21 protein-coding genes are annotated in these 22,817 nt (G+C 38.0%); 11 read left to right on the plus strand and 10 right to left on the minus strand.

The window, feature by feature from the left end:
* Position 1 precedes the first annotated feature (1 nt).
* Positions 2–760 (minus strand): GLPGLI family protein, encoded by a 759-nt coding sequence (locus tag ACY2A0_RS02565; protein ID WP_461788043.1) that lies wholly within the window; start codon positions 758–760, stop codon positions 2–4.
* Between the two features lie 145 nt (positions 761–905).
* Entirely contained in the window at positions 906–1,217 is a 312-nt protein-coding gene (locus tag ACY2A0_RS02570) for a hypothetical protein (protein ID WP_461788044.1), read from the minus strand.
* A 237-nt stretch (positions 1,218–1,454) separates the two neighbouring features.
* Here ACY2A0_RS02570 and ACY2A0_RS02575 point away from each other — a divergent pair, with 237 nt between their 5' ends.
* From ACY2A0_RS02575 to ACY2A0_RS02600, 6 genes are all read left to right on the plus strand, one after another.
* Complete coding sequence (locus ACY2A0_RS02575; RefSeq protein ID WP_461788045.1) at positions 1,455–1,811, plus strand: LytR/AlgR family response regulator transcription factor; 357 nt, start codon at positions 1,455–1,457, stop codon at positions 1,809–1,811.
* Positions 1,812–1,851: 40 nt separating this feature from the next.
* Positions 1,852–3,057: an aspartate aminotransferase family protein gene (locus tag ACY2A0_RS02580; RefSeq protein ID WP_461788046.1), complete on the plus strand. Its 1,206-nt coding sequence runs from the start codon at positions 1,852–1,854 to the stop codon at positions 3,055–3,057.
* 6 nt (positions 3,058–3,063) lie between these two features.
* Positions 3,064–3,741, plus strand: a complete 678-nt coding sequence (locus ACY2A0_RS02585; RefSeq protein ID WP_461788047.1) for a response regulator transcription factor — start codon at positions 3,064–3,066, stop codon at positions 3,739–3,741.
* Positions 3,742–3,752: 11 nt separating this feature from the next.
* Entirely contained in the window at positions 3,753–5,081 is a 1,329-nt protein-coding gene (locus ACY2A0_RS02590) for a sensor histidine kinase (RefSeq protein WP_461788048.1), read from the plus strand.
* 112 nt (positions 5,082–5,193) lie between these two features.
* Complete coding sequence (locus ACY2A0_RS02595) at positions 5,194–5,391, plus strand: hypothetical protein (RefSeq protein WP_461788049.1); 198 nt, start codon at positions 5,194–5,196, stop codon at positions 5,389–5,391.
* 98 nt (positions 5,392–5,489) lie between these two features.
* Positions 5,490–5,771 carry a GNAT family N-acetyltransferase gene (locus ACY2A0_RS02600; protein WP_461788050.1) on the plus strand — a complete coding sequence of 94 codons (282 nt, stop codon included), beginning with the start codon at positions 5,490–5,492 and terminating at the stop codon, positions 5,769–5,771.
* 60 nt (positions 5,772–5,831) lie between these two features.
* Here the strand turns inward: ACY2A0_RS02600 and ACY2A0_RS02605 are convergent, their stop codons facing one another.
* Positions 5,832–6,752, minus strand: coding sequence for a DUF58 domain-containing protein (locus ACY2A0_RS02605; protein ID WP_461788051.1), 921 nt, complete (start codon positions 6,750–6,752; stop codon positions 5,832–5,834).
* Between the two features lie 277 nt (positions 6,753–7,029).
* On the opposite strand from ACY2A0_RS02605, the gene ACY2A0_RS02610 reads away from it, so the two are divergent.
* Positions 7,030–7,503, plus strand: coding sequence for a GyrI-like domain-containing protein (locus tag ACY2A0_RS02610; protein ID WP_461788052.1), 474 nt, complete (start codon positions 7,030–7,032; stop codon positions 7,501–7,503).
* A gap of 104 nt (positions 7,504–7,607) precedes the next feature.
* Here the strand turns inward: ACY2A0_RS02610 and trxA are convergent, their stop codons facing one another.
* Both trxA and dnaE read right to left on the minus strand, forming a co-directional pair.
* Positions 7,608–7,925, minus strand: coding sequence for a thioredoxin (gene trxA, locus ACY2A0_RS02615; protein WP_113639635.1), 318 nt, complete (start codon positions 7,923–7,925; stop codon positions 7,608–7,610).
* A gap of 212 nt (positions 7,926–8,137) precedes the next feature.
* Positions 8,138–12,568, minus strand: coding sequence for a DNA polymerase III subunit alpha (gene dnaE / locus ACY2A0_RS02620; RefSeq protein ID WP_461788053.1), 4,431 nt, complete (start codon positions 12,566–12,568; stop codon positions 8,138–8,140).
* Positions 12,569–12,742: 174 nt separating this feature from the next.
* Here dnaE and ACY2A0_RS02625 point away from each other — a divergent pair, with 174 nt between their 5' ends.
* Positions 12,743–14,506, plus strand: a complete 1,764-nt coding sequence (locus ACY2A0_RS02625) for a sensor histidine kinase (RefSeq protein ID WP_461791234.1) — start codon at positions 12,743–12,745, stop codon at positions 14,504–14,506.
* Positions 14,507–14,618: 112 nt separating this feature from the next.
* On the opposite strand, the gene ACY2A0_RS02630 is transcribed toward ACY2A0_RS02625, so the two are convergent.
* Entirely contained in the window at positions 14,619–14,918 is a 300-nt protein-coding gene (locus tag ACY2A0_RS02630) for a hypothetical protein (protein WP_461788055.1), read from the minus strand.
* Positions 14,919–15,036: 118 nt separating this feature from the next.
* Here ACY2A0_RS02630 and ACY2A0_RS02635 point away from each other — a divergent pair, with 118 nt between their 5' ends.
* On the plus strand, positions 15,037–16,176 hold the full coding sequence (locus ACY2A0_RS02635) for a tetratricopeptide repeat protein (RefSeq protein ID WP_461788056.1): 1,140 nt from the start codon (positions 15,037–15,039) through the stop codon (positions 16,174–16,176).
* 268 nt (positions 16,177–16,444) lie between these two features.
* On the opposite strand, the gene ACY2A0_RS02640 is transcribed toward ACY2A0_RS02635, so the two are convergent.
* The 3 genes from ACY2A0_RS02640 to accC are packed head-to-tail and all read right to left on the minus strand — an operon-like array spanning position 16,445 to position 19,059.
* Positions 16,445–16,912, minus strand: a complete 468-nt coding sequence (locus tag ACY2A0_RS02640) for a DUF4268 domain-containing protein (RefSeq protein ID WP_461788057.1) — start codon at positions 16,910–16,912, stop codon at positions 16,445–16,447.
* Positions 16,913–16,944: 32 nt separating this feature from the next.
* Positions 16,945–17,532 (minus strand): riboflavin synthase, encoded by a 588-nt coding sequence (locus ACY2A0_RS02645; protein WP_461788058.1) that lies wholly within the window; start codon positions 17,530–17,532, stop codon positions 16,945–16,947.
* 39 nt (positions 17,533–17,571) lie between these two features.
* A complete protein-coding gene (gene accC, locus ACY2A0_RS02650; protein ID WP_461788059.1) occupies positions 17,572–19,059 on the minus strand; it encodes an acetyl-CoA carboxylase biotin carboxylase subunit in 1,488 nt (495 codons plus the stop codon).
* A gap of 306 nt (positions 19,060–19,365) precedes the next feature.
* Between accC and ACY2A0_RS02655 the strand changes: the two genes are divergently transcribed.
* Positions 19,366–19,806 (plus strand): DUF2721 domain-containing protein, encoded by a 441-nt coding sequence (locus tag ACY2A0_RS02655; RefSeq protein ID WP_461788060.1) that lies wholly within the window; start codon positions 19,366–19,368, stop codon positions 19,804–19,806.
* Between the two features lie 164 nt (positions 19,807–19,970).
* Here ACY2A0_RS02655 and ACY2A0_RS02660 read toward each other — a convergent pair whose 3' ends face one another.
* Entirely contained in the window at positions 19,971–20,993 is a 1,023-nt protein-coding gene (locus ACY2A0_RS02660; protein WP_461788061.1) for a threonine aldolase family protein, read from the minus strand.
* Positions 20,994–21,443: 450 nt separating this feature from the next.
* Here ACY2A0_RS02660 and ACY2A0_RS02665 point away from each other — a divergent pair, with 450 nt between their 5' ends.
* Positions 21,444–22,295 carry a BadF/BadG/BcrA/BcrD ATPase family protein gene (locus ACY2A0_RS02665; RefSeq protein ID WP_461788062.1) on the plus strand — a complete coding sequence of 284 codons (852 nt, stop codon included), beginning with the start codon at positions 21,444–21,446 and terminating at the stop codon, positions 22,293–22,295.
* The last annotated feature ends 522 nt before the right edge of the window (positions 22,296–22,817 follow it).

Below are 22,817 nucleotides of genomic sequence, written 5' to 3' on the forward strand. Positions count from 1 at the left end.
ATCAATTTTTTACTCTTTCAAGCCTATCGCCGTTGGCTTCCTCTCCAAATTTCGCTCTTAGTCTTTCATTCAGTTTAGCCTTAGCTATTTTACTCTCCGTAGTTAAAGTGTAAGAAACAGGTGCTATCTTTTGATTCATTCCGTTTAAATAATTAATCGAACGTAATTCAAATTTCCATCCTTTGCTGCTTTCTGCGTAGAGAATTAGGCCGGGCAATCCATAAAAATAATGAGGACCTTCTCTATATGGAAGTTCTAGGCAAAACCAAGCAGATATTGATACGCCATCTTTTTCTGTCATAGCTCGATGACACAAATATCCGTTGACAATCTTAGTTTCTTTCTGAATAATCCATCTCTTTAAACTGAGAGAATCTTTCACGAAAGCAAGATTTTGTTCACCAATCTGCTCTACGACAATAGCCTTTTTAAGCTTATAATCCTTTAAAACTTTGAATTTATAGAAATCCGCTTTTAACTCATCTCCTTTTAAATCAATACTTACACCAGATACCATAGCTTTTCTGATTTTATCCTGTAACTTGCTTATATACTCCGATTCTCCCAAACTATAAAAGTAGCTTAAGTCAGACGATATTTCAAGTCTACAAACGTCTGATAATACCGTTTTTCCACTTGATATGAATGAACACTTATAATCCGCATAAAACGAAATCTTATTTTCAATTTTGCTTTGGCATTTTCCCCTTTCAAAATAGAGCATAGACAGTAAAACTATTAGAACTTTGATCATTTTCATAACGCTGACAATAACATTATAAGACTTAAAAATTAATCAATAAAATGGTTGTAATAAAAGGCGAAAAACATTTAGTGCAATTCAAACTATCCATGAAATAAAGAGAAACACTTTAGATCTAGACATAAAGTGTTTCTCTTTAATTTTAAACATCCGCCGGTGTATCTGTATTGTCCGCTGGTTCCTCATCACTAGAAGTGACCGCAGTAGCTCCAGTATCACAAGCCTCAATTGCCTTTTGTTGTAGGCGCAACAGCCTAACAGCCGCATCTAAGAAATCATCAGCATGAATAACAAAACTCCATGTTCCACATTTAGTTGAAAAAGTTCCTGTTATTCTCATATTCTCTTTATTGGTTGTACTCTGGTATACTATATTACTTGCATTTACAGTATCGTTAGCTTTCACTAAAGATGCTAAAAGAGCAAAACAGCACAATAAAATTAATTTTTTCATAGATTTTGTTTTTTTAGGTTAATGATTTTATTGAATGCGTCAAACTTAATTATTAGTCCTAGAGCTTTAAAAAAAATGGCTATAAAACCAATATACATACACCAATTACCAATTGCACAACATGAAAAGCAGTGCAGAAGTATCGTCATTATTAAAAAATCCAATAGCTATTGCTCCATCTGAAAATATTTCTCATTTTTATGGAATCTATGTATACACCTAACATCTACCTTCTAAATGAAAACAAACGCTTCAAAAAAACCATTGGGAAATTCCTTCTATATTAAAGAAGGGAATAGAGTAATTAAGATAAATCTTCATGAAGTTATCGCTTTCGAAAGCCAGCTCCACCAAATCATAATCCATACCATCAATTCTACAGTACGTTTATATCTAACATTAGAAAAAATAAAGCAAATACTTGCAGATAGCAAAGAATTTATCCAAGTCCATCGGTCATTTATTATCTCCGAAAATTTCATTAAATGCATTGAAGGCAACGTTGTGGAACTATCTAACGAGACTAAAATAACAATTGGAAGATTATACAAGAAAGCTTTTGAAGAAATGATAAAAGCAAAGCTATTACGGTAACTAATTTCAAAATAGATACACATATTGCTACTTTTGCACCATGCTTACCAAACGTCAACTTTTTTTACAACATAACGCACAAACTTCGCCAACTCCCTTGTTACTGGAATTTGTGAAAGCAAAGGGTGTTCATATTTACGATACCGGAGGAAAAGAATACATTGACCTTATTGCTGGAATTGGCGTAAGTAATGTTGGGCACTGCCATCCAAATGTGGTAAGCGCTGTACAAAAGCAGGCCGAAACTTACATGCACTTGATGGTTTATGGTGAGTTTGTACAAACTCCGCAGGTGAATTTTGCAGCTACCTTAGCTTCGGTTTTGCCGCCACAGCTGAGCAGTACTTATTTCGTGAACTCTGGCGCCGAAGCGGTGGAAGGTGCAATGAAATTGGCGAAACGCTATACTGGAAGAAAAGGCTTCGTATCATGCTACAACGCTTACCACGGCAGTACGCAAGGTGCTGAAAGCTTAATGAAAGGCAGTGATGGAGAATATTATTCAGCGGGTTATGGTCCATTTTTACCACACGTAAGCTTTATCAACCATAACCAAATTAATGATTTAGAAAAAATAACTACAGATACTGCTGCTGTATTTGTGGAGCCAGTGCAAGGCGAAGCTGGTGTTAGACCTGCCGACAAGCACTACTTGGCCGCCTTGAGAAAAAGGTGCGATGAAACAGGTGCACTTCTCGTTTTTGACGAAATACAATCTGGATTTGGAAGAACAGGAAAAATGTTTGCTTTCGAACATTACGACGTGCAACCCGACATTCTTCTACTAGCCAAGGGAATTGGTGGTGGCATGCCGATTGGCGCCTTCATCAGTTCGCTAGAAATCATGTCGGTATTATCTAATAACCCTATTTTAGGGCACATGACTACTTTTGGTGGTCATCCTGTTTGTTGTGCAGCTGGTTTAGCAACGTTGAATACTTTGTTGGAAGATGAAATCATCAATACCGTAGAGGCGAAAGGTGAACTTTTTAAAAAACTTCTAAAACACCCAGCAATTACCGAAATTAGAGGCAAAGGATTAATGCTTGCAATAGGTTTCGACAGTTTTGAAACGAATAAAGCGATTATTGATGCCTGCATAGCGGATGGAATTATAACCGACTGGTTTTTATATTGCAGCGATGCCATGCGCATAGCACCGCCATTAACCATTACCTATGCGGAAATTGAAAAAGCATGCGCTATTATATTGAAAAACATCGAGGTGACATGTCCTACAAACTAAAATAACATGAACGTTCTAATTGTAGAAGATGAAAAAAGTTTAGCCTTAGAAATCAATGATTTTTTGGGTAAAGAAGGGTATATCATTGAACATGCTCGCAAAAAATCATCTGCCGAGGAGAAAATACTGATCAACAATTACGATTTTATATTACTGGACTTGGGCTTACCAGACGGTGACGGATTTGAATTGCTGAAGCTAATCAAGAGCTTAAAAAACAGAGACGATGCCATTATCATTCTTACTGCAAGAAGCGAGGTTGATGACAGGATCAAAGGATTAGAGGAAGGTGCAGATGACTATCTGCCGAAACCATTCTCACTAAATGAACTGCTAGCTAGAATGCACGCTGTAACTAGGCGTAAACATAAGCTCGAACGTAATGACGTCAAAGTACATGATTTCGTACTTGATATTCAAAACAGAGCAGTATCTTTTGAAAAAGAAAAAATCCATCTCACCAAAAAAGAATACGAAATATTAAATTATTTGGTGCTCAATAAAAACAGAGTAGTATCAAGAACCAGCTTAACCGAACATGTTTGGGGCGACATTTTGGAAATCAACTCTGATTCCAATTTTGTAGATGTACATGTGAAAAATTTACGCAAAAAACTTAGCATTTACGCCAAAACAGATTGGTTGGAAACCGTTAGAAGTGTTGGTTACCGAATTACACTTTAATTGAATTAGAGATGAGATTACAGGAGAAATTTACATTATACAACGCGGTCACCAAGCTCATCTTAATCTTCATTTTAGGCAGCATCATTTTATTTTCTCTCGAAAAAATTTCAATACACCATCTTGATAACCGACTGTTAAAGAAAGAGACAAAACTGATTGCAAACCTAAACGATAGTGAAGTTGACAGCTTGCTAAATGCACAACAAACTTTTACTGACTATAATATCTTGAAAGATGAGTTTATCGTGCTAACGCCATTAAACAGTAAGCTCAAAATAGATACTATTGCAAAATTTAGTACTGGAGACAGAGAAATTGCTGGCGATATTGAAACTTATAGGATACTGACTAAACAGTTCAAATATGAAGATAAGTATTATGAACTGAACTTAGGCACAACCGCAAGTGGCGCCCTTTCCATCAAAAAATCCTTAGGAATGTACATGTTTATCGTGCTAATGGTTTCTCTCAGCATTACGTTAGTTACAGATTACGCATTTACCAGATTTTTACTAAAACCATTTTATAAAATCGTTGATCAGAAAATAAACAAAGTGAATGATCCAACTGCTTTTGATTACAGTAAAATAGCTACCAGCACCGCAGATTTTGTGCTTTTAGACAACAGCATAAATGGACTGATGAAAAAACTTAGCGACCTATTTTTACTAGAAAAACAGTTTATCGCCAATGTATCTCATGAATTACTTACGCCCATCTCCATTTTAAATGGCAGATTAGAAAATATACTTGCATCAGAAAAACTCGACGAAGAGCATGAAGAAAAATTAATTGCTTCGCTAAAAACATTGAGCCGACTCAAAGCCATTATCAACAGTTTATTGCTCATATCCAAAATTGAGAATGAGCAATATCTTAAGACCGACCAAGTGAACATATTGGACGAAGCTGACGATATTTATGAAGAGCTTGAAGAGAGAATAGCAGCAAAAAATTTAATTTATCAGCAATTATTAAAAGAAAAAGTGGTAATTAAAGGCAATAAGGCGCTGATACATATCTTATTGATGAACATAACAAACAATGCCATAAAATACACGCCAAACCATGGTTCAATTACGCTAACTGACGAAATTGATGATGAAGGTTACCAGTTACATATTTCAGATTCAGGCGTAGGCATGGAACCCAAAATTCTTGAAAAAGTATTTCAAAGATTCGAACGCGGAAATAATGATCACATTAGCGGATCCGGACTCGGGCTTGCTATCGCTAACAGTATAGCCAAATTCCATCATATTGCGGTAGATATCTCCTCTCAAAAAGATGCCGGCACCAAAGTAACCTTAACTTTTCCGTTATCAAATTTGGTCTGATCTATACAATTAATTTTTTTTCAAATTAGCAATAAACTTCATCATTTCTTCATGTGGGGTTTGGAACTTAGTATCATTAAATAACAACATTGTTCACTAAAACGACAAGAAAATGAAAACTGTAAAATTTTTAATGGTAGCCCTAGTAGCAGCATTTATGGTAAACGCAGCTAACGCACAAACTACACCAGCAAAAGCTCCTGTAAAAACTGTTGCTCCTGCTAAAGCAGAGAAAAAAGCAGCTAAAGCAGAGGCTAAAGCTGACACCACTAAAAAAGTTGGACATAAAGCACACAAAAAAGTAAAATAAAAACCGCTTCCTTCTAGCAGATGCGCAAAGTAACCCTTTGCGCATTTTTTATTTTATAATGCGACAACGGTGAGCTATATTTATCACATATTAAAATCATGGAAATTACGCAACATAACGAAGATCGCAAAGGCAACTTTAAAGCAATAATTGACGGAGAAGAGGCAGGCTTAATGACTTACACTTGGGCAGGCACTACCAAGTTCATCATAGATCATACTGAAGTAAATCCAGAATTTAAAGGAAAAGGTGTTGGAAAGCAACTAGTGATGAAAGCGGTGGCATATGCTAGGGCTAATCAACTGAAGATAATGCCGTTATGCACCTTTGCAAAATCTGTTTTTGACAAAAATCCCGAAATTGCCGATGTATTATTTTGAGGAGCGGCATTGACAAAATATACTTATCGACCATTCACATTACTAAACAACAACCATCACTTAACCCATTTTTTGCCGCTTAATTAAATAAGCTTCCAAAACATGGTTAAATCCTGCGTTAATATCCGCGTCAACTATATCTATTTTGTATTGAGCACATTTTAGATTCAAGTTTGTTTTAAACTCGCTCATTTGCGCCAAGTAGGCATCCTTCACTTTAGACGTATGCGCTTTAAGCACAGTACCAGTTTCCATGTCAATAAATTCGTAGGGTCTATTCTCAAAATCAAAATTGAACTCTTTTGTTTTGTCCATTACATTAAAAACAACCACTTCGTGCTTGTTAAATTTCAAATGTTGTAACGCTGCAAAAATCCTATCAAGCTGATCGGTGTCATTAGATGTTTGGAACATGTCACTAAACACAACCACCAACGAACGCTTATGGATCAAATCGGCAATTTGATGCAATGCTTGTGGTAAATCTGTTTTAACATTGAGCTTACCACTAGCTAAACTCTCTTCTAATTTGGCAAACAAATATTTTTGATGTACTCCGGTAGATTTTGCCGGGCTGTTAAGTTTTAATTCGTCGGTAAACAAGCTCAAGCCAAACGCATCTCGTTGACGTTTTAACAAATATATTAAAGCGGCAGTACTTTGCACGGCAAATGTAAGTTTGTTGTATTTATCGTTAGGAAAATACATTGATGACGACATATCAATCACAAACTGACATCTCAGATTAGTTTCCTCTTCATAACGCTTACTAAAAAGTTTATCAGTTTTAGCAAACAACTTCCAATCAATGCTTTTTACACTGTCGCCATTGTTGTAGAGCCTATGCTCTGCAAATTCAACAGAAAAACCATGAAACGGACTCTTATGCAATCCGGTAATAAAACCCTCAACCACCTGTTTGGCTAACAGCTCCAGGCTACTTTCAAATCTAATATCTTCTGGTTTTTGCGAAACTTGCATACAGTAAAACTAACTAAAAAAGATGCGATAAGCGAATGTACATCTTTAAATGAGCTAAGTTTTTTTGAAAAGCAATAGGCTACAGCTATCCAAGCAAGCCCCGTTATTCGCTCATACTGCTCAGGCCTTCATCACTTGGCCGGTATCCGCTACTACCGGGTTTATTTGGCAAAGCAATTCAAAAAATTAACATTTTTATTATAGTGGAAGCTTGACTGCCATAGGATTGTCACCACCCGTGCTGAGCTTTGCATTTAACCATTTTAAATTAATTTATATGCAACAACACATCATTTCACAAATTAACATTATTGGCATTGCGGTGCGCACTACTAACGCTAATGGACAATCAGCGATCGATATCGAAGCGCTCTGGGGAAAATTTTGGAAAGAGGAAATTCATCATCAAATTCCAAACAAAATTAATAACGATATTTACGCTGTTTATACGGATTATGAAACTGATTACACTGGCGCTTACACTACCATTATTGGAGCTTCGGTAAGCTCACTAAATAAAATACCTGAAGGTTTTGTAGGCATCAGTATTGAGTCAAATCAATACGAAAACTATATTTCCAAAGGGAAAATGCCCGAAGCAATTTTAAATACCTGGTTAGAAATATGGAATGACGAAGCTCTGAATTTGCGGAGGGCTTATCATGCTGATTTCACTATTCACGGAGAGAAATACTACCTTGGCGACCAAGCTGAAGTGAGTACTTTTATTTCTGTAACCTCGGAAAATTGAGATTTGATGAAGTAATTAAAGCTAAAAAAAATTCCGATGTAAATAACTTACATCGGAATGATATTTTAAAGTCTGCCATGCAAGGACAGCACATTGATTCAATTTTACAATTGGCTATCTAATTTACCAGCCAATACCGATTTTGGCACTGCTCCAATTTGCTTATCAACTACCTGACCGCCTTTGAAATATAACAACGCTGGAATGTTACGGATACCGAATTGCATTGAAATTTGAGGGTTGTTGTCAACATTAACTTTACCTACTAAAGCTTTACCTTCGTATTCTTTAGCAATTTCTTCTACCACTGGACCAACCATACGGCAAGGACCGCACCACTCTGCCCAAAAATCTACCAAAACAGGTTTATCCGATTTTAATACTACTTCCTCGAAGTTAGCATCTGTTATTTCTAAAGCCATATTTAAATTTTTTATGTTACAAATATATTATCAATTAAAGTGCCATCAAAAGTGTAATGTCATTTTGACATTGTTTTGTTCATTGGCTTAACTGTTCATTGGTTCATTGGTTCATTAGTTCATTGGTTGAATGCCCTAACTACTTACGCCTTAACACTAATCACTAATTCCTAGCTACTATTTCCTAACTCCTAGCTCCTAACTCCTAGTTCCTAATTCAACCTATAGTCCACAAAATTTAAGTTCTTAATTTCATTTAAAAACTGATTATTGGGATTAATCCGTTGATTTTTTGAAGGCATTTCCAATTTCAAACCTTTTTCTACATCATAAACTTCGAAATTAAGCTTACAGTTTTGTGTTTCTGCACTTTCCTTATTCTCATCCAAAATAGCCTGTATTTGTTGCATAAAGCTATCGTTCAACACCTCTATCGGGAATAATAAAGTAAGCGATTTCGTTAATTTATCTCTCAATCCAGAAAGTAAATCGATACTGGTAATTTTAAACTCCCAATCGCCTTCTTTTCCAAAGCGCAAGCCCAATTTACCACGAATTTGCAAGAAGTACCCTTCCGTTAAAAACTGTTTAAACTTCAAGAAATCATCACCAAACAGCGCAATTTCACAGCTATCATCGTAATCTTCAAATACAAACGTTCCGAATGGCTTGCCAGTTTTTGTAATGCGTTGCGAAGCTATTGCCACCAAACCACCTACAACCAACTCCCTATTTTTTAGCGTTTCAAACTCTGCCAAAACTTCCTCATTGCTATCGCCCATACGCACTTTGTTGATGATACTCAAGTGCCTAACCTTATTAGCGCAGTAACGCTCCAATTCAAAGCGATAATCATCTAGCGGGTGCCCAGATAGAAAAATACCAATGGCATCTTTTTCGTATTTCAACTTGTCAATTAATCCCCATTCAGGCGTCATGGCAAAAGAAGGTTCTAAAATTAAATCAGCTTTTGAACCGCCAAACAAAGATGATTGTGACGAATTCTGATTGTTTTGAAAATCGTTAGCATACTTGATCAACTTCTCTATTCCGTTGAGCTTATCGTTTGGTCCGATGAAAAAGTACTGCGCCCTGTTATAGCCAAAAGCATCAAAAGCGCCACTGTACACAAAACTTTCATAAGCCTTTTTGTTAACGATACGCGTATTAGAACGTTTGGCAAACTCAAAAATTGAGGTATAAGGACCGTTAGCCGTACGCTCTTCGATGATACTTTCTACCGCTTTATCGCCCACCCCTTTTACTGCAGACAAACCAAAACGTACTTCGCCTTTGGCATTTACCGAGAACTTCATTTCCGATTCATTTACATCAGGGCCCAATACTGGCACTCCCATTTGTCTACATTCTTCCATGAAAAAAGCCACCTGCTTGATATCACTCATGTTGTTGGAAAGTACCGCAGCCATATATTCGGCAGGATAATGCGCTTTTAAATACGCCGTTTGGTAGGCAATCCAAGCATAGCAGGTAGAGTGAGATTTGTTAAAAGCGTAAGACGCAAACGCTTCCCAGTCCTTCCAAATTTTTTCTAATGTAGCTGGAGCATGACCTTTTTCAGCAGCCTGTGCAACGAACTTGGGTTTCATTTTATCCAGTACGTCCTTTTGCTTTTTACCCATGGCTTTACGCAGTACGTCGGCTTCACCTTTGGTAAAACCAGCCAATTTTTGGGACAAAAGCATCACCTGCTCTTGGTAAACCGTGATACCGTAAGTTTCCTTCAGGTATTCTTCACAAGCATCTAAGTCATAAGTAATAGGCTCAATACCGTGCTTACGCTTAACAAAGCTTGGAATATACTCCATTGGTCCCGGACGGTAAAGTGCATTCATGGCAATTAAGTCACCAAATACGGTAGGCTTTAGTTCCTTCATGTACTTCTGCATACCCGGACTCTCGTACTGGAAAATACCTACCGTTTCACCGCGTTGGAATAGCTCATAAGTTTTTACGTCATCAATTGGAAAATTATCTGGATCCAAATCAATGTCATGACGCTTTTTAACCAGCTTAACGGTATCCTTAATTAGCGTTAATGTTTTTAACCCTAAAAAGTCCATTTTCAGCAAACCAGCACTCTCTACTACCGAGTTATCAAACTGGGTAACATACAAATCACTGTCTTTGGCTGTGGCTACCGGCACAAAATTGGTAATATCATCTGGCGTGATAATTACTCCACAGGCGTGGATACCCGTGTTACGCACCGATCCTTCCAACACGATGGCTTGTTGAAGCGTTTCAGCAGCCAAATCTTTACCAGAAGCTAAAGCCTTTAACTGATTTACATTTTCATATTCATCACCACGCAGTGCATCCTTTAGAGCTTTATCTTCTAAATTGAATATTTTAGAAAGCTTCATATTGGGCACTAGCTTCGCCACTTTATCGGCCTCAAACAAAGGCAAATCAAGCACCCTTGCCGTATCACGTATAGATGATTTGGCGGCCATGGTACCATAGGTAATAATCTGCGCTACTTGACTAGAGCCATATTTGTTGATCACATAATCCATTACCCTACCACGGCCCTCATCATCAAAGTCGATATCAATATCCGGCATGGATACACGATCTGGATTTAGGAAACGCTCAAAAAGGAGGTCGTATTTAATAGGATCGATATTGGTAATACCCAAACAATAGGCCACTGCTGAACCAGCTGCCGAACCACGACCTGGTCCAACGGATACATCTCTATTTCTAGCTTCCGCGATGAAATCTTGTACGATCAAAAAGTAACCTGGGTAACCGGTTTTTTCAATGGTAGCCAACTCAAAATCAAGTCGGTCGGTGATATCAGAAGTTAACTCGCCATAGCGTTTTTGCGCACCAACATAAGTTAAATGACGTAAATACTTATTTTCACCACGTTTACCACCGTCCACATCATCCTCTGCTACCAAAAACTCTTCAGGAATATCAAATTTCGGCAACAATACTTCCCTCGCCAACTTATAGCTTTCAATCTTATCAATTACCTCTTGGATATTTGTAATGGCATCAGGTAAATCCGCAAAAAGCGTTTTCATCTCCTCACCTGATTTGAAATAGTACTCGTGATTAGGCATCCCGTACCTAAATCCACGGCCTCTTCCAATTGGGGTAGCTAACTTTTCGGCATCTTTTACACAAAGTAAAATATCGTGAGCATGGGCATCCTTTTTGTTGACGTAGTACGTATTGTTAGTTGCTACAACCTTTACGCCATGCTGAGCAGCCATTTTTATGAGCACTTCATTTACACGGTCTTCATTTTCCTGACCGTGGCGCATCAATTCAATGTAAAGATCTTCACCAAATTGTTCTTTCCACCAAAGTAAGGCCTCTTCCGCCTGGCGCTCGCCCATGTTTAATACCTTGCTTGGCACCTCACCGTAAAGGTTACCGGTAAGCACAATCAGGTTATCTTTATATTGTTCAACAACTTGCTTATCAATCCTAGGCACATAATAAAAGCCTTTGGTATAAGCAATAGATGACATTTTTGCCAAGTTGTGGTAACCTTGTTTGTTCTTCGCCAAAAAAACAACTTGGTAGCCATCATCTTTTCTTGTTTTATCGGTGTGATTTTCGCAAACAAAAAACTCCACACCTACAATTGGTTTAATTACAGTTGCCGTAGGAGCCTCTCCTTTTTCAATAGCCGCGGCATTTTTCGCTTCAGCCTCTTTATTGTGACCTAAAACTGCGTTCACAAAATGGAAAGCGCCCATCATATTACCGTGATCGGTTAAGGCCACTGCAGGCATTTGATGTGTTGCTGCCGCCTTTACCAAATCCTTCACTCCGATGGTACTTTGAAGCACCGAAAATTGCGTATGGTTGTGTAGATGTACAAAAGTAGCGTCGGCCAGTAAAGCTTTATTATCAGCAAGAGTTTGTTTAGAAACTCCGCCAGTATCAGTTCCTTTTTTCTTCCTTATCTCATCTGAGGCAGCTTTGAGGTTAATATGCTGTAAACCTACTGGCTTAATTGGAAATGGATTCGCTTCCTTAAATTTCAGGAAATAATCCGTATCAACTTGCAGCTCTTCTTTGGTAAAAACCTGTTGCTTGATGAGTTCTAAAAAGCAACGGGTAGTTGCTTCCACATCGGCAGTAGCGTTGTGGGCCTCACCAAAAGGCACACCAAATAAATATTGATGTAGTTCGGTTAAGGTTGGCAACTTAAATTTTCCTCCCCTACCTCCCGGGATTTTAAGCAGGTCGGCAGTTACCTCAGTACAAGTATCCAGCACAGGCATTTGGGCCAAGTTATTTTCGACACCAAAACGATAGAGTTCACACCCCATAATGTTGATATCGAAGCCGATATTTTGCCCAACCACAAATTTTGCCTTTGCTAAAACCTCGTTGAACTGTTGTAACACCTCGGCTAATGATATGCCTTGCTCTGTTGCTAACTCAGTAGAAATACCGTGAATACGCTCGGCATCATAAGGAATATTAAAGCCTTCTGGCTTAACCAAATAATCTCGATGCTCAACTAAATTTCCCATCTCATCATGCAATTGCCAAGCAATTTGCACGCAACGTGGCCAGTTATCCGTATCGGTAATTGGGGCATTAAAATTACGTGGCAAACCAGTGGTTTCTGTATCAAAAATTAAGTACATAGCTGAGATAATAAAGGATATCAAAATTAACTAAAAACTAGTCGGCTTTAGTCACGAATTTATCAACATATGGCATGAACTTTTTCCGGTTTGGACACAGGTGATTTTACTTCTTTTACCAAAAAGAAAATAACTACATTTACAACTTACAAGAATATATATTCTTTTAACGCTATGAACCTAAACTTTAACGCCTACGGACTAGTTCTGTTGTTTTTTGGCGCTTTAATGGCCATTATGGCGGTGTATGTTTATCGCAGGGGGACTAGTGCAGTACGTTGGTTTGGTTTAATGATGGGCTCAAGCGCCATTTGGTCAATCACTTATGGCTTAGAGCTTTCCAGTTCCAATTTGAAGGACATGCTATTTCTCATCAACTTTGAATATATTGGAATTGCCACTTTGCCCATTAACTGGTTTTTATTTTGCTTAAGCTTTTGCGACAAGGGATGCTGGTATAAAAAGCCGCTAAATATTACTTTTTTACTGCTACCCTCAGCGGCTACCTTGGTGATGGTTTGGACTAACTCTTTTCATCATCTACACTATCAGGATGTGAAGCTAGCCTTAAATGGTCCGTTCCCAATGGTGGATATTACCCCTGGTGTTTGGTATCGCATTTTTACTGTTTACTTTTATATTTTGTTGGCTTGTGGCTGCTATTTGATCTTAATTAAGTTCAAACATTCAGATTCCATTTACAGAAAACAAAACTACAGCATCTTAATTGCAGCGTTGATCCCCTGGGTTGGTAATATCCTATACTTAATTGGAATACGACCAATACACCATCTGGATATCACTCCTTATAGTTTCATTTTCACCAACTTTTTGGTGTTTTTAGGCACTTACCGATTTAAGCTGTTCGATATTGTTCCAATAGCCAGGGAAAAGGTATTGGAATTGATGGATGACGGTTTTTTGATTGTCGACGAAAAACAACGCATCATCGACTATAATGTTTCGCTTTACAATTACACCACTTTTCCAACAACCGAAAAAATGATTGGACATACGGCAAAAGAGGTGTTACGTGAACATCCAAGCCTAATTGAACACATCGAAAATGGCTTTGTTGGAAGAGCCGAAATCCAATCTACCATTAACGGGGAAGTAAAATATTTTGAAGCTGAACTTTTAGTACTGGATAAAAACAACATTAATGATGTAATTACAATCATCAAACTTCAAGACCTTACCACCGCCAAAAAAGATGCTATACTTGCAAAAGAACAAGCTTTGGAACTTGCAAAGGTAAATCAGCTAAAGGATCGGATTTTCTCAATTATTGCTCACGATTTGCGTGGACCAATGGTAAATCTATCGGAAGTACTCAAAATGGTGGCCTATAATGAGTTAAAGGATGATGAATTTAAAAAGATTGCTCCTACCCTGAGCAAAGACATTGTTTACACTACAGACTTGTTGGAAAACATTTTGCATTGGTCGCGTAGTCAACTAAAAGGTTTTGGGATTAATAAGGAATTTTTCAATGTACGCAATATTATTCTCAACGAAATAAACTATCATCTGCCATCTGCCAACTTAAAAAACATTAACATTATTCATGATGTATTTCCGAATGAGATTGCTTATGCAGATGTGCTGATGTTTCAAATTGTAGTTAGGAATATCATCAATAATGCCATAAAATTTTGCCACGAGGGCTGCGAGATTTTGATCACTGCATCCTATCAAAATAACGGAATGCTAAAAGTTTGCATCAAAGACAATGGGGTTGGAATATCCAACGAACTTCAGAAAAAGCTTTTTACTGAAGAAAACTTTAGCTCAAGAGGGACAAGAAATGAAAAAGGAACAGGCTTAGGTTTGATGATTTGTAAAGATTTTATGCAACGTAATGGCGGCGATATTACGGTAGACAGTGAAGAAGGGGTTGGAAGTACTTTCTGCATCACATTACCAACCAAAGCATAAAAAAAGGCCATTTTGCTATACGGAACTCGACTCCAAAATACGTCCATACTTAAAAAGCATCCAGTACCTGTGCCTTTCTGTTTAGCAAAACAGCCTATATTTTCAATTGCCGCTATTTACCAACGGCTTCGTTGATCGCTTGGCGTTCCTTCAATTCATCAACATTGTTTTTGCTACCAAACGTTTCTGTTTTACTTGCAAAATAATCCAGGATGCTTTTGATTGAATCTAGGTTATCTGCCACTCTTTGGTGCATATCAGGCAAATCCTGCTCTAATTTTTTATCACCAAGTTCTATATTATCAACTTCAATTTTTCCCATTTTTTGGATAACGGCTTGTTGTGAGTTTTGTAAGTCTTCCAATTCTCTCACAATTTTCTCCATTAACTCAAACTTTTTTAATGTTTCCATAAATTTTCTTTTAATGATAAACTCTATAAAAAACCACTTAAAACATGTTTTGTTTGATTTTTTACTGATTTATAGGCTAAAATTTGGATTAAAGCAAAACAACTAATAATTTAGTTGAATGAATAAATATTTGATTTTAACGCTCCTATGCTTTGTTTATGCGCTTAGCTTCGCTCAACAAAACATTGATAAAGAAAAATTATTGGAACTTTACCAAAGCCAACGTTATGCCGAAGCCGCAAGCTATTTAAGCAGCATCTACCCTGCCGAAACCTCAGATATAAAAGCACTGCAACAAATCGCATACTGCAATATGATGGCTGGTAAATTGGTTGATGCAGAGAAAAACTACCTCAAAATTAATGAGCTTTCTCCTAACCAGCTACCCGTACTCTTCAATTTGGCCAACATCAACTCGAGACGTGGAAATAATAAAAATGCCATTAACTACTTAAATGACATTATTAAAATCGACACTAATAACTTCAACGCTTATAAAAGATTAGCCGATTATGCTGATAGTTTAAACCTTAAAATCAAATATTTAAAAAAAGCGAATACCATTAATCCAACTGAAGCAGATGTAGCATACGATTTAGCGCTTTCTTACCGAAAGCTGGAAGTTTTCGCTCCTGCGTATGTGGTACTCAAAACGGCAATAGCTGCTGATACTGCAAATTTCGTTCTGCAACAGACCCTGCTCCCTATCGCCAATTCATTGAAAAAGTATAGCGAGGTTACCGCCATAGGCGAAAAGTTATTATCGAATGACAAAAATCCAAAAGTGATGGTGGATGTTGCAAAAGCCTATTTCTATCTTAAAAACTATAAAAAAGCGATTGCATTTTACAAAGAGATTGAAGCAATGGACATGCAAAATGAGTCAACGTTATACTTTAGCGCTTTATGCTACCGTGAATTAGCCGCTTATGATTTAGCTGCCAAATACGCAAAGCTGACCATTACAGAGGGAATTTCACGTAACACTTCAGCGTACTACAACTTATTGGGGAGTATTTATGAACAGAACAACCAATTTAATCCTGCTATAGCTGCTTTCAAAAAGGCTTTAAGCTATGAGCTTAACAAAAATAGCTACTATCGCTTGGCGCTACTTTACGATTTGAAATTGAAACAGCAAAAAAATGCGATCACCAACTATCAACTTTATTTAAAGAGGAAAGATTTAGATAAGGACGATCAGCCGAGTATTGATTATGTAAAAAGCCGATTGGACGAGTTAACGAAGAAAAAGTGAAATTTAATTTAACGTCAGTTCGGATTAAGTATTTTTACATTTTTTGAAAAACTTGCATTAAACGTATTTGTTTTAGCTCGCCGCCGCTGGGCTCTTACTTTTTGACCGCAAAAAGTAACAAAAACTCTCGGTTGCTTATTTTTCTTTGAAAGAAGGTGCTTTGGCTTATTGGCGCAGCCCGAAAAATAAGAGACCGAAAATTAGCTGAACGGAGATCCTGAAGCGCTATCGCTAGCAAATGGCATAATTCTCTTATTCCTAACTCACGTCAATTTAAAAGATCTTCGAATACAGGTTTCACGTCTGTCCAAAATTCATCAAGCGCAATGATACGCGGCTTTAAGAAAGCAATGATATCCGGCCAATGTTGTTGATTGAACACACTTACTTTGGGCAAAGTACATTCAATACGCACCACCTGTTTATCGAAACTGTTTGTACCGTTGAGCTGCCAATTCCACACTTCATTTTGTAGTGCATTTTCGAACATGAGTTTAAACTCTTGAAACTGCTCAAAAAACAAAGCTCGTATTCCTTCGTCCGGATGCGCAAACTCAATCGCTATGCTGGCAAACTTTTGTTCGGCATCCATGCGGAAGAACAGATGTTTGATTCCGGTTTTGTAGTTGATCCAATTTACCGGCAAGCCTTCGGCACCTAATATTGGTTTCATGTATTGCCCAAAGCTAATCCAAAACTGTTGCCTTAAACGTGCCGCCTCTTCTCTGCTAAACATCAGTCAAGTTAAAATTTTTAAAAGCCGACAAGTTAATTTTTACCCATTAGGCGAGCCACATACTTCCCAATAATATCGAATTCCAAGTTAACCGTATCTCCCGCTTTTACCTGATGCAAATTAGTGTGCTCATACGTATATGGAATGATGAAAACAGAGAACTCGTCCGCAGCAGAATTTACTACCGTTAAACTGATGCCATTTACGCAAATAGATCCCTTTTCTACAGTTACGTTACCCTTTGAAGCATCATACTTAAATCTGTACTCCCAGCTGCCATCCAATTCATTCACTAAAATACAAGTGGCAGTTTGATCAACGTGACCTTGCACAATGTGACCGTCGAGGCGAGCATTCATTTGCATACAACGCTCCAAATTTACCTTCGAGCCTTGCTTTAAATTTCCAAGGTTAGTTTTTTTTAAGGTCTCATCAATAGCCGTAACCGTGTGAGAGTTTTCACTTAAAGCAACCACGGTTAAGCAAACGCCGTTATGCGCCACACTTTGATCAATTTTTAATTGGTTACTAAAGTTGGATTGGATAGTAAAATGGATGTTATCACCCTCTTCCCTAATTTCTTGTACAGTGCCTAAAGTTTCTATAATTCCGGTAAACATACATTTAAGTTAACAGGTAAATTAAAATTTGAATCTACCTTAATACGTTTTTCTATTTTGCATCCAGCTACTTTTTTTCGTTGTTTCCGTGACCGAAGCTTGCGTACTATTTTGCTGCTTTTGTAACAATAAAACTGCCGACAAAGCTGCAATCATTGCCTCCTGTTCATTCTCATTTTTGAGACTATCGGCAGTGAAGTACTTGCCTACAAAATGTGTATCAAACTTGCCAGAAACAAAGGCTGGATGTTGCATTACAAATTTACCAAAGCCTAAGGTAGTTTGTATTCCCGTAATGTCATATTCGTCAATTGCTCTAATCATTCGCTCAATGGCCTCCGTACGGTCTTTACCAAAGGTGATGAGTTTGGCAATCATCGGATCATAGTAGATCGGGATTTCCATTCCCTGCTCAAAACCATCATCAACCCTCACACCATATCCTTTTGGCGTTTGATAGGTTTGCAGCGTTCCTATATCTGGAAGGAAATTATTTAATGGATCTTCAGCATAAACGCGTAATTCCATGGCATGGCCGCTGATTTTTAAATCTTCTTGCTTGAAACTGAGTGCTTCTCCCCTAGCAATCTTAATTTGTTCCTTCACTAAGTCTAAACCAGTAATCATTTCGGTAACTGGATGCTCCACTTGCAAGCGGGTGTTCATCTCCAAAAAGAAGAAATCCAAGTTTTCGTCTAAAATGAACTCTACTGTACCAGCGCCAACATAGCTCACCGACCTTGCTACATCTACGGCACACTTACCTATCTTTTCTCTAATTTCTGGTGTAAGCACAGATGACGGCGCCTCTTCTACCACTTTTTGGTGGCGACGCTGAACTGAACATTCACGCTCAAAAAGGTGTACGATATTTCCATGTGTATCACCTAAAACCTGAATTTCAATATGTCGAGGCGAGGTAACGTAACGCTCAATAAAAACCGCTCCATCACCAAATGCGGAAGTAGCTTCGCTAACTGCCAAGTGCATTTGCTCTTCAAAATCGTCAGCTTTTTCTACAATGCGCATCCCCTTACCGCCTCCGCCAGCAGCCGCCTTAATTAAAATCGGAAATCCTACTTCAATTGCCCTTTGCTTCGCTTCTTCAATATCGGTAATAGCTTCCTCGGTACCTGGTACCATGGGAATATTGTATTTCAAAGCAGCCGCCTTTGCCGACAGCTTATTGCCCATAATCTCCATTGCCTCTGGCGTTGGACCGATAAGCGTTAATCCAGCATCTTTCACTTGTTGCGCAAAAGCTGGATTTTCTGATAAAAAGCCGTAACCCGGATGTATGGCTTGCGCTCCCGTAAGTTTACAAGCATCAATAATTTTACTGCCTACTAAGTACGATTGGTTAGAAGGAGCAGGACCGATGCAAATGGCCTCGTCCGCATAACGCACATGAAGCGCATTCCTGTCTGCCTCCGAAAAAACAGCCACCGTTTTAATGCCCATTTCCTTTGCAGAGCGCATAATACGCAAAGCGATTTCACCCCTATTAGCAACTAATATTTTATCCATACCGTAATATTTTTACACCTTTTGGTTGCGCCGCACAAGATGATGAATTTATTGAAAAACTGCAAATTTGTTGGTTGTTTGGTTTATTGGTCATTGGTTCAATAGTTCATTGCTGAATATTGGGATTGTTTATTGGATATTGTTTAATTGATTATTGGTTCATTGATTATTGGTTCATTGGTCATTGGTTCATTGGTCATTGGTCATTGGTTCATTGATCATTAGTTCATTGTTTATTTATTTTACTAACTTGTAACGGAATTTTAGGATCGACTTTCCAACACCAAAAAAACTAACGTACCACCGATGCAACTTAGCTTAAATGTACCTGCGCTATTTTTTCCCGCCATCAGCTTGATTATGTTGGCTTACACTAATCGTTTTTTGGCTTTAGCTAGTTTGGTTAGGAGTCTTAAATCTAAATACGAGGAAACCGACAAAAACGCAGCGTTGCACAAACAAATCAAAAATTTGCGCTACCGGTTGAAACTAATTAAAAATATGCAGGCTTTTGGCGTACTGAGTTTTGCTTGCTGTTTGTTTTGCATGCTCTTTATCTACCTCGAAAATGCGGTAACCGCAGAAGTATTTTTTGCACTAAGCTTATCCTTCTTTATGATCTCTTTACTGATTTCTTTATTGGAAATTCAATTGAGTACTAAAGCATTAGAATTGGAATTGAGTTCTATTGAAGGTATAGACGACGATTCTATCGTAACAAAAATTAAAAAGAAGTTTGAACACTGATAAAGTTGAAAGTAAAGCACAGACAGATAAAGTAAGCCAACGCTCCACTAACAGAACAATTACTCTAGCCAAGCGCAAACTCTGATAACATTACTTTACCTCCTACTTTTGTCTAGAAAAAAATCGTCTTAGTAGAAAAATATGCTGGTTTAGATTAAGTAACTTTAAATCGCTAATTTACTGATGACTTCAATTGTCTGATCAATCATTGCAGCGGAAATATCTAAATGTGTTACCAATCGTATCGTCTTATTAGATGTGGTATTGCATAGTATCCCCTTCTTGCCCAAAGCATGCACTACTTCGTCTGCTTTAAAACCTTTAACAACATCAAAAAGTACAATATTGGTTTCTACTGGCATCACACTTTCTACGTAATTCGTATCTATTAGTGCTGCCGCTAATGTTTTGGCATGATGATGATCCTCTGCCAAACGCTCCACATGATGATCTAGGGCATAAATTCCAGCTGCTGCTAAAAAACCCGCCTGACGCATACCTCCGCCAAGTACTTTTCTTACTCTTTTAGCCTGTTTAATCATTTCTGCAGAACCTAACAGCACCGAACCCACCGGCGCACCTAAACCTTTAGATAAACAAATGGATATGCCATCAAAATACTGTCCATAATCCGAAGCCTTGTCGCCCGTAGCGACCAATGCATTAAATAGCCGAGCTCCATCTAAATGCAGCTTAATTCCTTTAATAGCACAAAGATGATGTATTGCCGCAATTTGGTCTAACGTGTAACATTTTCCGCCGCCCTTATTTACGGTATTTTCCAGCACTACCAAACTACTTTTAGGATAGTGTATATTCTCTTCGTTAATTTCAGGTTCTACTAATTCAGGCGTTAAAATTCCGCGTTCGCCATGCAGCAGCCTTACTGAAGCCATGGAATTATATGCAATTCCCCCGCCCTCGTAGCGATAAACATGTGCAGTCTGATCACAAATCACCTCATCCATAGGCTGCGTGGAGCATTTAATGGCAATTTGGTTAGTCATGGTACCCGACGGACAAAACAAACCTGCCTCCATGTGAAACATTGATGCCAATTTGTTTTCCAGTTCATTCACGGTTTCATCTTCGCCATAAACATCATCGCCAACTTTTGCGCTCATCATTGCGGCCAGCATACCCGGAGTTGGTTTAGTTACAGTATCACTTCTAAAATCTATTTTCATGTTGTTAGTTCAATGGTTTATTAGTTCATTGGTTCAGTTGTTCATTGGTTCAATGGCTCATTAGTTCATTAGTTCACTGCCTCCTATCATTCCATCATCACATGATCCAATCATCACATTAAAACAATTATCCCCGTCATCAAAATCTCTCACCAAATATCTCATATTTCGCTACCAAAAAAATTAATTAATGAAAAAATTACACAGCTTCGGTTATTTTTTTTTCCACCGTTTTTTAGCCGTTTTCAAAAATGTGGAAATCTCAAAAAACGCCCTCAAATAGTGTAAAAATTACACTTTATTAAAAAGCCGCTCTAATAATACGTAATCAAACGTTTGAAAGCCCTTAACATTAACACATAAAAAACTTAATATTAATTTTTTATTTCCAATAAAGGCTGATATATTGCTAAACTTTTTTACAAATTACACAACTTAACAAACCAAAAAATGATACTTATTGCAGACGGTGGATCTACTAAAACCAACTGGTGTTTGATCAATGAAGCTGGCAGGAAAATCCATTTTAATACCGAAGGCTATAATCCTTATTTTGCAAAGCAAGACTACATTGAAAATTCTCTAAGAACAACCTTGCCTGATAACCTTGACGCCTCGAAAGTTGATGAGGTTTATTATTATGGCGCCGGTTGCTCTACGGATGCGAACAAGAAAATCGTTTCGGATGCAATGCAGAAGGTTTTCGTAAATGCAAAGATTGATGTAGATCACGATTTGCTAGCTTCTTGCCGTGCCTTATTGGGCGACGAACCAGGGTTTGCCGCTATTTTAGGAACAGGAACCAACACTTGCCTTTATGATGGAAATGAAATTACACTGAACATTGATTCTCTTGGTTATTTTTTAGGAGACGAAGGAAGTGGTAGCTACATCGGCAAACGCTTGTTAGCTGATTACATGAAAGGTTTTATGCCTAAAGGATTGAGCGAAAGTTTCTTCAATATTTACGGGTTAAGCAACGAAGATATCTTCGATAATATTTACAACAAACCGCTCCCTAACCGTTTTTGCGCTAGCTTCAGCAAGTTTCTTTACGATTTTAAAACCGTGTACCAAGAATATACCGAAGACGTGGTTGATACTGCATTTACTGCTTTCTTCGAGAAATTGGTTACGCACTACCCTAACTACAAAAAACACTTGTTAAACGTGGTTGGTTCAGTTGGTTACAGTTTCAGAGATAGATTAAGCGTAGTTGCCGATAAGTACGAAATGGGCGTTGGAAAAATTATCCGTTCTCCAATAGATGACCTGGTTGACTACCACTTAAGCAAAAAATAATTTACTTCAAATTAAGAAGTTAACGCAAGCCTCAAGGTAAACTTGAGGCTTTTTTCGTTTCGTAGGTTTAGTTAGATGAGAGATTCCTCCTAACGTCGGAATGACAGCGAGTGGGCATAGCCGCGGAAAGACGGCAGATAGTGTAGCGTACTTAGGGAAGTTTAAGGTAATATGCACTATCCCTGTCATCCACAGCGCAGCTATTAGCAGTAACGTACCTACCCGTTATCCTGAACTCGTTTCAGGATCTAATTATATAAAACAAGACAGATTCCTCCTAGCGTCGGAATGACAGCGAGTCGTATAAGGTATTGAGGGAAGCTTAGGGAAATACGCTCCTTAACTGTCATCCACAGCGCAGCTATAAGCAGTAACGTCCCTACCCGTCATCCTGAACTCGTTTCAGGATCTAATTATAGAAAACAAGACAGATTCCTCCTAACGTCGGAATGACAACAAGTGAGTATAGCGGCGGAGTGACAGCAAGTGGTAGAATGGCGAAATGACAGCGAGTAGTAGAGT

This window comes from Pedobacter sp. (assembly GCF_965249885.1).
In the GTDB taxonomy this organism is placed as follows: domain Bacteria; phylum Bacteroidota; class Bacteroidia; order Sphingobacteriales; family Sphingobacteriaceae; genus Pedobacter.